This is a genomic window from Clostridium sp. 7_2_43FAA, from assembly GCF_000158375.2.
GTDB classification, from domain to species: domain Bacteria; phylum Bacillota; class Clostridia; order Clostridiales; family Clostridiaceae; genus Clostridium; species Clostridium tertium.
Window position 1 is genome coordinate 1,986,498 of sequence record NZ_JH815222.1, and the last position, 15,019, is coordinate 2,001,516.

General features: G+C 28.8%; 14 protein-coding genes. All 14 read right to left on the reverse strand.

What is annotated here, in order from left to right; translation table 11 throughout:
* Positions 1-30: 30 nt before the first annotated feature.
* The 14 genes from CSBG_RS10990 to CSBG_RS11050 all read right to left on the reverse strand — a co-directional run bounded on the left by CSBG_RS10990 (position 31) and on the right by CSBG_RS11050 (position 15,010).
* Entirely contained in the window at positions 31-921 is an 891-nt protein-coding gene (locus CSBG_RS10990) for an undecaprenyl-diphosphate phosphatase (RefSeq protein ID WP_008679512.1), read from the reverse strand.
* A gap of 145 nt (positions 922-1,066) precedes the next feature.
* Positions 1,067-2,170, reverse strand: coding sequence for a hypothetical protein (locus CSBG_RS10995; RefSeq protein ID WP_008679513.1), 1,104 nt, complete (start codon positions 2,168-2,170; stop codon positions 1,067-1,069).
* 99 nt (positions 2,171-2,269) lie between these two features.
* Positions 2,270-4,117 carry a tetratricopeptide repeat protein gene (locus CSBG_RS11000; RefSeq protein WP_008679514.1) on the reverse strand — a complete coding sequence of 616 codons (1,848 nt, stop codon included), beginning with the start codon at positions 4,115-4,117 and terminating at the stop codon, positions 2,270-2,272.
* Between the two features lie 215 nt (positions 4,118-4,332).
* Positions 4,333-5,121, reverse strand: a complete 789-nt coding sequence (locus CSBG_RS11005; protein WP_008679515.1) for an ABC transporter permease — start codon at positions 5,119-5,121, stop codon at positions 4,333-4,335.
* Complete coding sequence (locus CSBG_RS11010) at positions 5,114-5,881, reverse strand: ABC transporter ATP-binding protein (RefSeq protein WP_008679516.1); 768 nt, start codon at positions 5,879-5,881, stop codon at positions 5,114-5,116. The genes CSBG_RS11005 and CSBG_RS11010 overlap by 8 nt, the downstream gene beginning before the upstream one ends.
* A gap of 88 nt (positions 5,882-5,969) precedes the next feature.
* Positions 5,970-6,758: an ABC transporter substrate-binding protein gene (locus tag CSBG_RS11015; protein ID WP_008679517.1), complete on the reverse strand. Its 789-nt coding sequence runs from the start codon at positions 6,756-6,758 to the stop codon at positions 5,970-5,972.
* Between the two features lie 110 nt (positions 6,759-6,868).
* Positions 6,869-7,078 (reverse strand): DUF6290 family protein, encoded by a 210-nt coding sequence (locus CSBG_RS11020; protein ID WP_035285319.1) that lies wholly within the window; start codon positions 7,076-7,078, stop codon positions 6,869-6,871.
* Positions 7,079-7,162: 84 nt separating this feature from the next.
* Positions 7,163-7,330 (reverse strand): hypothetical protein, encoded by a 168-nt coding sequence (locus tag CSBG_RS18570; RefSeq protein WP_008679520.1) that lies wholly within the window; start codon positions 7,328-7,330, stop codon positions 7,163-7,165.
* A gap of 245 nt (positions 7,331-7,575) precedes the next feature.
* Positions 7,576-9,066, reverse strand: coding sequence for an NlpC/P60 family protein (locus CSBG_RS11025; protein ID WP_008679522.1), 1,491 nt, complete (start codon positions 9,064-9,066; stop codon positions 7,576-7,578).
* A gap of 128 nt (positions 9,067-9,194) precedes the next feature.
* A complete protein-coding gene (locus CSBG_RS18975; protein WP_008679524.1) occupies positions 9,195-9,962 on the reverse strand; it encodes an N-acetylmuramoyl-L-alanine amidase in 768 nt (255 codons plus the stop codon).
* 51 nt (positions 9,963-10,013) lie between these two features.
* Positions 10,014-10,220: a hypothetical protein gene (locus CSBG_RS11035; RefSeq protein WP_008679525.1), complete on the reverse strand. Its 207-nt coding sequence runs from the start codon at positions 10,218-10,220 to the stop codon at positions 10,014-10,016.
* The gene (locus tag CSBG_RS11040; protein ID WP_008679528.1) at positions 10,217-10,459 is read right to left on the reverse strand and encodes a hypothetical protein; all 243 of its coding nucleotides are present in this window, start codon (positions 10,457-10,459) and stop codon (positions 10,217-10,219) included. The genes CSBG_RS11035 and CSBG_RS11040 overlap by 4 nt, the downstream gene beginning before the upstream one ends.
* A 36-nt stretch (positions 10,460-10,495) precedes the next feature.
* On the reverse strand, positions 10,496-14,593 hold the full coding sequence (locus CSBG_RS17750; protein WP_008679530.1) for a phage tail protein: 4,098 nt from the start codon (positions 14,591-14,593) through the stop codon (positions 10,496-10,498).
* Positions 14,594-14,626: 33 nt separating this feature from the next.
* Positions 14,627-15,010, reverse strand: coding sequence for a hypothetical protein (locus CSBG_RS11050; protein ID WP_008679532.1), 384 nt, complete (start codon positions 15,008-15,010; stop codon positions 14,627-14,629).
* Positions 15,011-15,019 lie beyond the last annotated feature (9 nt).

Genomic DNA, 15,019 nt, shown 5'->3' on the forward strand with positions numbered 1-15,019 from the left:
ACTAGGTACTCTTATTTTTTTTAAATCATTTTACATAGTTAAAGTTACTATTCCAGCAAGTGATAATGCTAATAAAACTATACCTGCAATAATTCTATATATAGCAAATATTCTCATAGGCTTCTTCTTTAAATAGCTTACGAACATATCCATAACTATTATTGATACTATAAAAGCTACAATAAAGCCAATAATTAATGCCACTATATATGTAGAATTCATTATTGAATAATCAAATTTAAATAAATCCATAGCTGATGAACCAATCATGGCTGGAACTGCTAAAAAGAAAGAAAACTCTGCTGCTACTGGAGTTGCAAGTCCTGCAATCCATCCCCCCATTATTGTCGAAGCACTTCTTGACATTCCTGGCCACATTGATAAAACTTGGAATAATCCAACTTTTAATGATTGCATTGGAGTTAAATCAAAAACATCAACTGTTGTAGTTTTTCCTCTTTTTGAAGCCCTATTTCTAAATCTATTTTCTATTACTAGTAATAATATACCACCAACAATAAATCCAACAACTACTGCAGAAGGTTTAAACAAACTTTTTATATCATCATATAAAGTTAAACCTACAATTAGAGCTGGAATTGATGCTATTATTACATTTATTCCAAATCTGAAACCTGATTGTCCTTTTTTCCCTAATGTAAAGATATAAGTAAAGAAATCAACTACCGCTCCCCAAAGTTTATTCCAATATAATACTACTACCGCTAAAATTGCTCCAAGTTGTATAACTACCTCAAACATCTTTGCAAATTCTTCTGCACCAACAGCACCCGACCTAAAGCCTATTAGACTTCCTACTAAAATCATATGTCCTGTTGATGAAACTGGTACAAATTCCGTAAGACCTTCTACTATAGCTATAACTATAGCTTTAAGTATATAGATAAAATCTAAACCCATTCTTTTTCCTCCTTTTAAGACCTGTTATAATTACAACAAATCTTATTATACCTTTATAATCTTATACTGTCTATTGAATATAATCCATTAAATCTTAAGATTATATTAAAGAAACTTAAAAATAAAATAAAGAAAACTTTATATTTTATTTTTTATAATCTATTTCTATACTACTTACTACATTTTCACCATCTATTGAAAGCTCTATTAAATTATCTCCTTTAGTTAATAAAATATCTGAATACTTTTTAACTTTTCTAAATCCACTATCCTTTTCTTTTATATAATATTCATCCATTATTTTGCCATCCTTAAAAGCCCCAACTACAAAACTACTATTTTCTTGTTCATTTTCAAGTGATGTTTTTTCTTGCTTTTTCATTAAAACTAAATATGCTTTTTCATCACTTGAAACAAGTGTATCAATAGGGTTTTTGTTTATTAAATCTTTATTTTGTGTGAATATTGTAGGCACAATATAGCTTCCTTTAAACTTAAAAGTTATATCACTTTCATTTTTAATATAAGTTACATAGCTATTACTTTTTTGCATGTCAGTAGTATTATCAATACTTATCGTATAAGTATATAAAGACTTCTTTAGCATTGGTATATAATCATTTCTATCACTTTTTCCTGTGTAATTTAAATTTCTAATGTCTCCATCAAGAAGCTCTAATGCACTACAAGGAAATCCTTCTTTATCAAAATATCCTCTATCAATAAAATCAATCATTATCCATTTATTAGCTTCTTTGCTCCAAAACTCAACTATATAATATGAACTTTGCTTACTTAATTTAGCATCAGTTCTTCTAAACTCTCCAAGTCTTGCTGTATACCCTACACTTTCAAGAAAATCTCTATAAATTATACCAAGATCTCTAGCTGAAGCCTTCTTAGCTCCATTCTTTTCCTTTAATATATCAAATCCATTTATTCCTTTAGTATTAGGAACATCATCAAATGTAATTATTTCATTTAAAATTTCCGATATTTTTATGGCCTTTTTAACTTTATCTTTTTCACCTTCTAATTTTTCTTCTATACTATACATATCTTTAAGTATTTTTATTTTTTCATCATCCTTTTCTCCATAAAAGAATTTTATATTGCTTTCATTATATATATTATCCCACTTTTTAATAGTAACATCATTTGAATATTTTGATTTAAAAATAAATATAAACCCGATACATATTACTAAAATAACTACAATTAGCCTAACTATTTTTTTAGATTTTTTCAATAAGATCCCCCCATAAATATAATTATATATATAATATAATTATAATAATACCAGAAATTGTATTATTTTTCTACATAAAAAAAGTGCCTACTGGCACTTTTAATAAAACAATTTCAATCCTGTTATCTTAAACTCTTGGGAGCTATCTTTTAAAAACTTATCATAAACCTCTTTTGATTTATTATAATTTTCTATAAGAGAATTCTTAGTACTTTCGTCCATACTTGCTGGAATTTCTTCATATGCCGCTTTTATATTTTCATATCCTCTTGCAATATCATTTTCAACCATTAAATAATACCAACCTGCATTATTTAATGCCAATATATCTTTTTCATTCATAGAATAAGCTTTACGAGTAAGCTCAATTCCCTCTTCATTCTTTGAACTCTTTAAATATACAGCACCTAAAGTTCTATAATATTCCGGGTTATCTTCATCAAGCTTTATTGCTTCCTTTAAGTTGTTAGAAGCATCTTCCCACTTTTCATCAACTATATCTAGCTTAGCAAGTTTAAAATACAACTCACTATCATCTTTTTTAATATTTAAAGCTAACTCATAATAATTCCTAGCCTTTTCATAATTAGATTCATAATTTGAATAATAATTTGCTATTTTAATTATTGTTTCATAGTTGTATGGCTCTTTTTTCATAGCAGTTCTAAAATACGCTTCTGTTGGCTTAATATTTCCTTTTGCTAATAAAATATCAGGAATTAAGCTTTCATAATTATTAATATATTCTTGATTGGCTATTATGCTTTTTTTAGCCAAGTTAAACGCTTCTTCATACTTTTCATTATTAAATGCCTTTACTGCTGAAATATAATATGTTACATATGAATCTTTCTTTTCCTTTTCTGCTTTTCTTTCAGCTGCTTCTAAATATTCTTCTGCTTCTGAATTATTATTTCTAGATTTGCATATTTCATAATTTATAAAATCACTTGCTATTCCATCAACATTATTATCATCTAAATCTTTCATTAATTCTTCTGCATCATTTGCAGTTTCTTTTGAAACAGAATAAGCTTTTGCTAGAAGCATTTTATATGCATCCTCATTTGTATTATTCTCTATCTTAGCTTGTATTGATTCTATTAATTTTTCACTATTAAATGAAGACATATCTTCTATAACATCATATATTTTCAATTCATTCTTATCTAAATACCATGCATCTTTTAAGAGTTCAAGTCCTTTATCCCATCTATTAATTAGCATATTCATATTAGCTAACACACAAACATCATAAGCTGATTTTTCATCTATAGGATACTCTTCTGTTAACATTTCAGCTTTATATATATGGTTATTTGAAATATAAGCTGAGAATAATGTCTTTAAAATTTCTTTGCTTCTTCCATACTCACTTATATATTGTTCTCCAAGTGAAATAGCTTCATCATATTCTTTGTTCATTATAAAGGTAAACAACATAGAATTAATCAATTCTATATCTTTATCTTTATATTTATCAAAGCCCTCTTCTTTTATTATTCTATCTCTTTTTATTATTGCTTCCTTTAAAAGAGAACTTGATTTTTTAATATCACCTTTTATAGAATATATATCAGCAGATTTTACTGTCCAAATTGGCCAATTTTCTTCTTTTTGCATTTTATTATATTCTTCAATTGATTCATCATACTTATTTTCATAATATAGATATTCTGCACTATTTTTAGTTATGTTAATTTCCTCAACAGTTGTAAAGTTCTTTATTCCTAATATCATAGCAAGTACAAATAAACAAGGAATACCAATCATAACAACTGGTTCAATATATGGATTTTTTTCATTCATTTTTTTGTATGTATTATTTATTTTTTTGCTTGTCCTATTAATGCTCTTTCCCAATGGTTTAATTACAATTTTTAGTTTTTTAACAAACGGTTTCAAGCACTTTATTATAGTAGAAAAAAGCTTGTCTGTTTCTTTCATAACTTAATCCACCTTTTCATTTTATCTACACAATTATTATATAATATACATTTTATCAAATATTTTTAACTTTTACAATTGAAATCTTTACAAATTTCGCCTAATAATTAATACTTATTTTAAACATATTAAAATTAACGAAGAAACTTTAAATAAATTTAATTTAATTTTAAAAAGCTAATAATAAAACTATTATCAGCTTTTTAATTTCAACACTAATTTATATTTTTTAATCTTTCTTCAATCTTTGCAACAATCATATACATAACAAATGCTATTACTGAAAGAATTACAATACTCATCATAACCATATCTAATTGTGAAATTTGTCCACCATATACTATTAGAAATCCTAATCCTTCTCTTGCTACTAAGAATTCACCCATAATAACCCCTACCCAAGATAAACCAACATTTATTTTTAATGCAGAAATTAATACTTGGATATTTGATGGGAATACAAGATACTTTAGTGTTTGAAACTTTGTAGCTTGTAGTGTTTGCATAAGCTTTAGTTTACCTTTATCAACTTCATTAAAGCCTGTTAATACTGTTATTATTGTAGTTACTATAGAAATTAAAAGTGCTATAACAATTATTGCTGTCATACCATTTCCTACCCAAAATATTACTATTGGTGCAAGTGCAACTTTGGGTAAAGCATTTAATACTACTAAGTATGGATCTAACACTTTTGATGTAAAAGGTGATGCCCATAATACAATAGCTATAATTGCTCCAAGCACCGTTCCTAATGTAAATCCTAATATTGTTTCATAACAAGTTATTAATATATGCTTAAGCAATGTTCCTTCTTTTACAAAAGATATAAATGAATCAAGTATCCTAGATGGACTTGATGTTAGAAATGGATCTATCCATTTCAGCCTTGCTGCTACTTCCCATAAAACAATAAATATTAATAATATGGCTACTCTAAATACAGCTATCTTAATTCTATCTCTTTTTACTTTTTTAATATAATCCTCATGTTCTTTACTCATTTACACTGTCCAACTCCTTCCATAGCAAATTGAAATATTCATTAAATTCTGGTTCCTTTCTTCTTTGAAACGGAGTTGCCTCAGCATTTTTAAATGTTATCTTTACATCTAATTTTACCTTTGCAGGTCTTTTCGTAAGAACTATTATCCTATCAGAAGTTGCAATTGCTTCTCCTAAATCATGAGTTACCATTATAGCTGTTTTTCCTTCTCTTTTTATTATACTCTTAACATCATCACACACTTTAAGCCTTGTTTGATAATCTAAAGCTGAAAATGGCTCATCTAAAAGTAGAACATCTGGATTTAATGCAAGAGTTCTAATAAGTGCTACCCTTTGCCTCATTCCTCCTGAAAGCTCTGCTGGCTTATGATTTTTAAACTTAGATAATTGATAATTATCTAACAACTTGTCAGCTCTTTGTATATTTTCTTCATTGTCTAAGCCTTTTATCTTTAACCCTAATAATACATTGCTTCTAACAGAAAGCCATTTAAACAAATAGTCTTTTTGAAACATGTATCCCATTTTATCTAATCTATTATTTATATCTTTATCTATATAAATTATTTTTCCATCAGAAGGTTTTAAAAGACCACTAATAATATTTAAAAGCGTTGATTTCCCACATCCTGATGGCCCTATTATGCTAACGAACTCCCCCTTTTCTATTGAAAAATTTACATTTTCTATAGCTTTTGTCTCACCCTTCAAAGAGTGATAAGTTAAACTTATATTTGATATATCTATTAAACTCAAATCTATACCTCCTTTCTAATTTATGTAAATATTTATAGAAGGAAGTTTATTAGCTAGCTCTAGTATTCTAGAGCTAGCTCTTGAAGATTTACTTAGAATTCATTGCTTCTTCTGAAAAACTATTATTAACTATCTTTTCAAATGACGGTCTATCTGTCAATAAGCTACTATCATAACTTTCTATTACATCCATTAATCTAGTTAGATCTTCTTCTTCAATTGATGGCTTAGTAGCTATAGCATTTATCTCTTTGTAATTCTTAACAACTGAAACTATTATGTCTTTATCAGTTCCTGGGAAAAATGAAATTATTGAATCAGCTATTTCTTCATCACTATGTGATTCAACCCATTGTTGACCTTTATAAATTGCATTTGTAAATTTTTGAAGTATTTCTGGGTTTTTATCCATGTAAGATTTAGTTGTAAAGAAACAAGTATAAGGTAAGTCTCCAACTGCTTCTCCGATTGATGCTATAATCTTACCACTACCTTCTTTTTCTAACATAGAAGCTGTTGGCTCAAATAATGTTACATATTCACCTGTACCAGCTTTAAAAGCACCTGATGTAGCAGTGAAATCTATATTAGTTACCATATTTACATCAGTTTTAGGATCTAATCCATTTTGTTTTAATACATATTCAAATGCCATTTCTGGAACACCACCTGGTCTTCCTCCTATAACTTCTGCTCCTTTTAAATCAGTCCATTTAAAATCTTCATCTGCTTCTCTTCCAACTAAAAATGCTCCATCTGTTTGTGTTAATTGTGCAAAGAGTACTGGGTAATCCTCTCTGCCTTGATTATTAATGTACACAGTTTGCTCAGGTCCACAAAATCCTATATCTGCATTTTTACTTAAAACTTGTTGCATTGTTTTATCTACAACATATTCTCTTACACAAGTATTTATATGGATAAATATTTAGATATGAACTATCTAAGAAATGAATACCTGAATTGATTTTAATTAATCATTATATGCTATCTCCCACTACATTTTATAAAATTATCTATTTCCTTTATTGCTAAAGATCTAAAGAATTCGCTGGCTGATATATGTTTTAAATCACAATACTTTTTAATTAATTGTTTCTCTTTAGAATTAAGCCTAAATTCAAACCTATCATCTAATATTATATTTTTTTCTTGTTTTTTAAATAAGAAATTTATTAACTCTACTATTTTACTCACTACCCTACCCCACTTCTATTTTAATTAATTATCAAGAAATATAAAGGCTTGTCCGTACATATCCGTACTGTACAGGCCTATTTACTATGCTTTATTAGAATTATTATCTATGTTAGGTAAAGGTAGAACTCCAAAAAGCATATCTTTAACTACTGCTCCTGGATTACTGTATTTAATTAACTCCTGATATAATAATAAGTCTCTTTCTTTATTCTTAGAAAACTCTAAAACAACTCTTAACCTTTCTGCCATCAATGACACCTCCAATTAATTACTTCTGGTATCTTTGTATTCAATGTTATAAATGAATAGAACCTAGTGTTTAAATTTTTTAGAAGTAGATGTGAATTAAATAAGGTGGTTTAGTTGAAAGGAAGTTTTATAAGGATAAATATAAGCATAAAGTTATCATTTTTATGTATATTAGTTCTTATGACTGGACTTATATTAAAATAAAAGCACTTAGAATAAATCTAGGTGCTTTCACTTATTAAATATTATAATATTCTTCTTGCAGTATAGAAATCAGTTATATTACTTTCGATTACATTAACACCTTCCCTAGAATTATGAATCATCTTACCATTCGACGTGTATATACCAACGTGATTTCCGCCTAATGTAAATACTAAGTCTCCTGCTCTAAGATTAGCCTGTGAAACTACGACTCCCTGGTCCATTTGATTCCAAGTAGTTCTTCCTAACGATATTCCTTGATGTGCAAAAATATGTTTTGTAAATGACGAACAATCAAATATATGCCTTGCTGCATCATCTGCACCATACACATATGTTACAAGCGGAATATGCGCTCTAGCTTCAGCAATTACTTTATCTGCTTGTGTTTGCGATTGAACAACAGTTCCATCATACATAGCTAATAATCGTGTTGTAATTCCATTTATTTTTCCAACTGCTAATCTCCCAGATACTCTTGCTGCTTCATAATTCGTTAACTCTTTTTCCTTTACTGCTGTAAACTTACCATTTGTTTGTAATTGCCAGCTAAATATACCAGTAACATTATTCCCATAGTCATACAATGCAATTATTTTATCTTTACCACTACTATTATGTGTTGAAACTACCTTTCCATTTATTAAAGATCCATTAAATGAATTGGAATACCATGTCTCAGATAATGAATAAGCTCCATTGTTATTTATTAATGATAATATCCTAGTAGTAGCGTTTCCATAATCATAGAACATTGCAACTTCATCTTTACCATTTCCATCATAATCGCCAGATACTGTTTTTCCTTTAATCTGACTTCCCGCAAATTGCGTTGCTCTAAAAGCTTCCTTACTTGTAAATTTTCCATCTGACCCCATTGTTAATTCAAAAACAACAGTAACATTATTTCCATAATCGTAGAATATTAACACTTCGTCTTTACCATCGCCATTAAAATCTCCAGCTACCATTGCATTAACCATATCTCCAACAAAATCTGTAGCATTCCATACAGTTTTTGAACTAACAGATTTTCCGTCACTATTTAGTGAAAACTGAAACATTGTGGATGTTCTATTAAAATAATCATAAAGCACTAATATCTCATCTTTACCATCACCATTAAAATCTCCTGATACAACTTTGTTTGTTATACTGCTTGCATTAAAATTATTTACACCAGATTCATAAATTGATACATTATAATACTTTCCACCATCTTCATATAAGCGATGAATCCCTGTATTAGCATTTCCATAATCGTAAAATGCCATAACTTCATCTTTTCCGTTTCCGTCATAATCACCATAAGTAACTCTATCTTTTATTCTTTCCGGATCATAATTGGCTCTTGTTTGAGTCCATAAATCTGCTGTACTACTATAATTATTGATATCCCAAGAGTTGAACTTTACATTTCCATCTCCACCAGCATTATATGCTTTGGCTTCTTCCGAATGTAGAAAACCTAATGAGAAAATTGATGTAAAAACTGCAACTGTCAAAAATGTTTTGAGTTTTTTCTTAATCATTTTAATTCCCCCTTAATGTTTTATGTTCACATAATAACATATTATGGAAAATAAGTAAATAATATGATTATTGAAAAAAATAAAAAAGGCTAGTAAGTAAGATTTCTCCTACCTACTAGCATTAATAACTACTTTCCTAATTTTTCACAATACTCTATAGCTTTATCTAATGTTTCTTTTCTATTAGCTCCCTTTATTTCTACATTAGTATATCCACTTTTATTTTTAGCCTCTCCTACTGCAATTACTGTTTTATATTGTCCATAAAAAGCATATGGTCTTAAACAATTAATAGTAGGACAATTTAATCTATCTGCCATTATCTCCGCTATAGCCTGATCTGTTGAATTTGAATATTGAATTATATAATCCACTTTAATTTCCTCCTTAATATATTGATTAATATTTAAATTATTTAATTCTATTTGAACCATGTTTAAGAATCTTTGCCATCCCATATCTAATGTTCTATGAGGACAATATTTCCCACTAAAATCTTGATGTTTCCTAATTTGAGATATTCCCCATCCATATTCTTTTAATAATGCCGCAACTTCTCTAGCAGTTCTTTTTTCTGCATTTATAAATCTCTCTCCACCTGATTTTGAATAACATATTTCTACTGCTATATAATTTCTATTACCTTGTCCACTTCCTCCATCTCCTGAATGCCAAGCGTTTCTATTGAATGGAATACATTGTATAGCTTCCTTATCATCTATTGCAATATGAAATGATACTTCATTCTGATTATCCCTCCTAGCCATATAATTTCTTTCATTTATAGCTGGAGCATCATTGGCTGTATTATGAATACATATCCCTTTTGGTGTCATTGAATAAGGACACTTAGTTGAATATTGACTTTCTGGTATTAAATTTTTAATTAACGCCATTTAAAATTCCACCTTTCAGATTTAAAATTTTATAAATTAAAAGAAGCAAGATTACTCCTGCTCCTTAGTAGATTTTACTGTACCTTTTACTGTAGATTGTCCGAAGTAAAAAGATACGATCATTATTGCGACTGTAGTAAATTGCTCTGTACTTACTACTTCTCTAGCACTTAGAATACAAAATACTGTTATAACTAATAATGCTATAATCTTTTTAACCTCTATAAGACTAGTTATTTTAGTTACTAATTTGCTCATGCTATTTCTCCTTTCTCTTTCAATACTTTATCAAGCTTATTATCCATATTGTCTACTTTTTCTACTAAGTTTTCTGTTAAAATCCTATTACTGGTACTTAGTTCCTCATTCGTTTTAGTAACCCTATCTAATGTTGTTTCTATCCTTGGCCATATCTTTTTATACATGAACCATATTAATAAAATACATAAAGCTACAGGAAATACAAATGTATTAAATAGTGTTGTTATATCATTCATCTTGCACCTTCTTTCTCATAAATTAAAAAGAACCTACTATTGTAAGTTCTCTAATGCTTCTATTCTTTTTTGCTGTTCTTGTACTATTCCCCAAAGCATACTACACATACTATAGGAATCAATTCCGGGAGTGTTTCGTGGATTTAATAATAATTTAGCTTCTTCTGTTAGTTCTTCTAATATAAATCCTAATTTTTCATCTGCATATATTTCCATTCCTTTTCCGTCTTTATCTATTGCGGTAGGGAATGATTCTAATCTTTCTATATCTGCTTTTAATTTATATTTCTTTATGTGATTATTCTTAAGTATATTTATAAAGTCAATATCGGTAGGCTCTGTTATATCTGTCTTAAACTCTCTACTAGAAGCATTATTAAAAGCACTAGCAATAAAGCTTCCATAGCCATTATCGGAACTATTTCTACTTTCTACTGCGTATATATCTCTTCTAAATTTAAGAGTTCCTCCACTTCGGTTCCCCCATATTCTTAATGCTGTATTTGCTCCTGGTTCAAATGCCATTGCCATTTTATTATTTCCTGTTGTATAAAAGGCTAATTCACTGTTATCTATAGAAATATATGTTTCTCTATTTTTTTGAATTCTTAATATATTTTGATCCGCATCTATTCTACACTCTTCACCGAACAATTTTATAATGTGGTCAGATGGTTGTAATCTACCTTCAAAAATTAAATTCCCAGCAGAATCTCCTTGTAACATTACTTGTCCGGAATTATTTAAAACTGTTAATGCTCCATTGCTTATTTCAACTCCAGAACCATCTATAATAGTGTTTCCTGAGTAAACCTCATTCGGATTCGGTGTCCAAGGTAACAATAACTTACCTTCTGTTAGTAATAAATCTTTTATCCAACAAACATATCCTCCAGTATTGTTTTTAGAACCTAAGTGTTTAACAGCTATTTTCATTTCTGTTGAATTTTGTGTTGTTATTGTAATACTTTCTCTTCTACTAGTTCCAGCTTCTACTATATTTGATTTTATTCCCCTACCATTTTCTTGGGGAAGTTCAATTATTAAAACTGCTCCAGATGTAGATACTTCTGGAGTTAATACTGCAGAAAGTGTATATGTTGTATATGGTTTTACTTGAACAGTTTGATATATTGCAGTAGCTTCATTTACTCTTGTATAAATTCCAACTTGTCCTGAATTTCTTTGCCAATAAAAACTTCCTACATAAGGATGCCACCAATAAAACTTATCGTTATTAATTAAATTACTATCTTTTATTAAATTGTATCCGCCACTACTACTAAAATCTAATTTTAATTGATTTGCTGTTAACTCCATACTTGCTTTAGTAGCATAAGTGTTAGTAGCCTCTCCTTTGCTTAAATAAGTATTAGAAACCTCTGTTTTTACGCTATTCGCACTTTGAGTAATTGCTGTATTCATAGCTATTGTTGTAGAATAATTTTTTAATTTATTATCCGTAGAGTTATTCGCACTATTTATTGCATCTATCTTTGCAGTATTTAGTTCTGTTTTAGTGCTATAAGTATTACTTACAGTAGTCTTAAATCCATTTAAGTTTTGTTCTAAAGTAGCTTGTTTATTTTCTATTGTTGCAACTTTTCCAGATACTCCACTTAAATCTGTGGTTAGGTTCCCTATACTACTTGTATGACTAGCTACTGTTGTATTAATTCCATCTACTGTAGCTTTAATACTTGTATAGTTATCTTTTAATGTAGTTACATCACTTTTATTTATAGTGCTTTCTTTTATTAATCCTTCTATCTTTCCTTGTGCCACCGTTATTGCTGTTGTGTTGGATTCTATTTTTTCTTCTACATCCTCTGGAGCTACTGTAAAATCTGTTGCTTTATTTCCTCTTTCTAGCTTTGGTTTAGAAATATATACTTCACAATTTTTATCAAATCCAATAACAAAAGCCACGGATTTAGTGTCAACATTCTTTGCCTTTCCACTAACTACAACTTTAATCCATTTACCTTTAACAATCTCATTTTCTAAGTTTTTTCTTGTACTTCCAGCACCAGCATTACCGTCTTTATAGAACCATACCCCAGCTTGGAAAGTTCCATCTATTTCTTGTTCAACATCCTCTGGAATATAGTACATAAAAGACATTGTAAATTCTTCTCCATATTTTGCTGGAATAACTCCTCCACCTGTATAAAGATACCTTGTACTTGTTGTAGTTGCATTTGTTCTTAATATTTTTACAGATTTATAACCATCACATAATATTTCTTCATTTATACTCATAAATTGTGCATCATATCTCCATGTACCACTTAAAGGTTTGTTAAAGTCAGCGTTTCCTTGTAGATTCCTTCCCCCTATCTCCATATTATCTACATTGCTCTTAAGACTATTAAAACTTACTTCTAAACTTTGTCCTGTACTATCAAAGGATATCCTACTAGCTTTTAATGTTTGTGTATTATCTTTATTTACTTCTGTTATTAAACTGCTAATATTAAGTTTAGAACCATTTATATTAGCATTATCAGCAACCATATCATCACGAATTATTTTATCTTTTATAGCACTAGATTTTAAACCTAATGCATCAAACATTAAATTCCCTTGCTTATCCCATACATACATGGAATAATCTCCACTAGCATCTTTACCTATCTGAACTCTTACTCTTGCACTATCTTTTATTTGTATAGTGTTATCTTTAATAAGTAAGTTTCCATCTGTACCAACTATATTGAATCTATTAGAATCTATATTACCAGCCTTTAAATCTCCTACACTAATGTTAGGAGCTATCAAGCCTTTTATAACTGCATTATCTATTACTACATTGCTAGATGTAAGATTTAAGAACTGACCACTTTCTCCTGTAATGAATTTAGAAAGTAATGTTTGCAAGTTTAAAGTTCCACCTTCTGCAACTTCAAATTTTATATTATCTGCATTTAAGTCTGTTACTTCTATTTTCTTAGCTATCGCTGTATCTATTTTAGCAAATTTTATATTTGCTTTATCTACATCTAACTTATTTACAGTTAAACTTCCTACAGTCCCCTCAAGAGCTGTGAATTTATTCATTTCAACTTTATTGATTGTAAGTTTCTCCACTGCTTTTGCAATAGCATTTTCACTTACTGTCCCATTATCAGAAGTAATATTGTTTACTGTATCTGTTGTGTCTGCATATTCCTTTTGTATATCCTCAAAAGTTAAGATAGTATTGGCTATTTCACAACTATTACGCTCTGGTTCATCTGGGTATTCTTTTATCTTAACTATACGTTGCTTTTCCCGTACCCGATTTTCTTTAGATAAAAGATAAATGGTATCTCCTAAACTATAATCTAAAATATTTTTATATTTAGTATTTAACTTAGCAAGGTCTATAATACCTACTGCATAAGCTACACGAGGTTTGCTTAATTCATTAAGCTTTATTGTTGCATCTTCTAATAGACTGGAAGCTACTGTGTATCTTTCATCTTTCCAAATAAGAGTTTTAACCTTTTTAGAATATTGATAGTTTTCTAAGTAGTCTTTGCCATTAGCATCAATCTTAAGTCCATCTTTCCCAATAGGTTTAATCCTTGTAAAAAAGTCATAACTATCGTTATTTATATCTAACTTTTTCAAGTTTAAATCCTCTGTGAAGTAAGTTCCTTTATCTTGCCCTTGTTTTTCCTTAACATAGATAATCTTATTTATAGTGTCAAATTTATACTCTACTAAATAAGTCTTTCTAGCTTGTTGTATAATATCCCAACTATTACAGTTAGTCATTCTTACAGTTCTCTTTTTAGTTACTCCTGTAACATTTGCAGTCCATCCAGTACCAGATAAAGCCAAATCTAAACACTTACTTATAGTTTCCTCTAAACAAGTAAAACTTTCCCTTGCTTCTCCCTCTAAGTCTTCTACATTAAGACTTGCGTTTATAGTTAACCAATCCTCAGAACTATCTATAGACTTAATTACAAATTCATCCGTCTTAGTTCTTATATATCCCTCATTTTTAATTTCCTTCCCAAGTCTTTTTGGATATAAAAAAGAAAGTGTCTTATCTCCAGTTTTAAGAGCACTTTCTATACAATAATCTTTATATGCTACTAAGCCTTTTATCTTATTTCTATTTACATCATATAGTTGTAACAATTTAGCCCTCCTTTCATAGAAGTTTATATAATGTTACTTAAGTAAAAATTCAATACTTGTTAATTCTGCTGTAGTTAATTCTATATTTGAATTTAAGAGAGAATCTAAAGATATATCATAAAAATCAACTTCATTTTCTATATTATTCAGTTCCGTAATCTCTTTGTTAAAACCTTCTACATCATCAATAAAGCATTTATTGCCTTCTGTCTTTAAATTTCCTTCTTCATCTTTCTGACCGAATCTATCTATCAATATTGCTTTTTCATCATCATATGTTTTAAGTTCTCTAGCAATTATCTCTATATTTTTCTTTACTGCATAGCTTATCTTTATAGGTAATTTAGTACCTGCTAAAACTGCTAGTGTATTTAATCCATTTACCATATTTATATTAGTTATTTTTATCTTACTCATTTGTCTTCT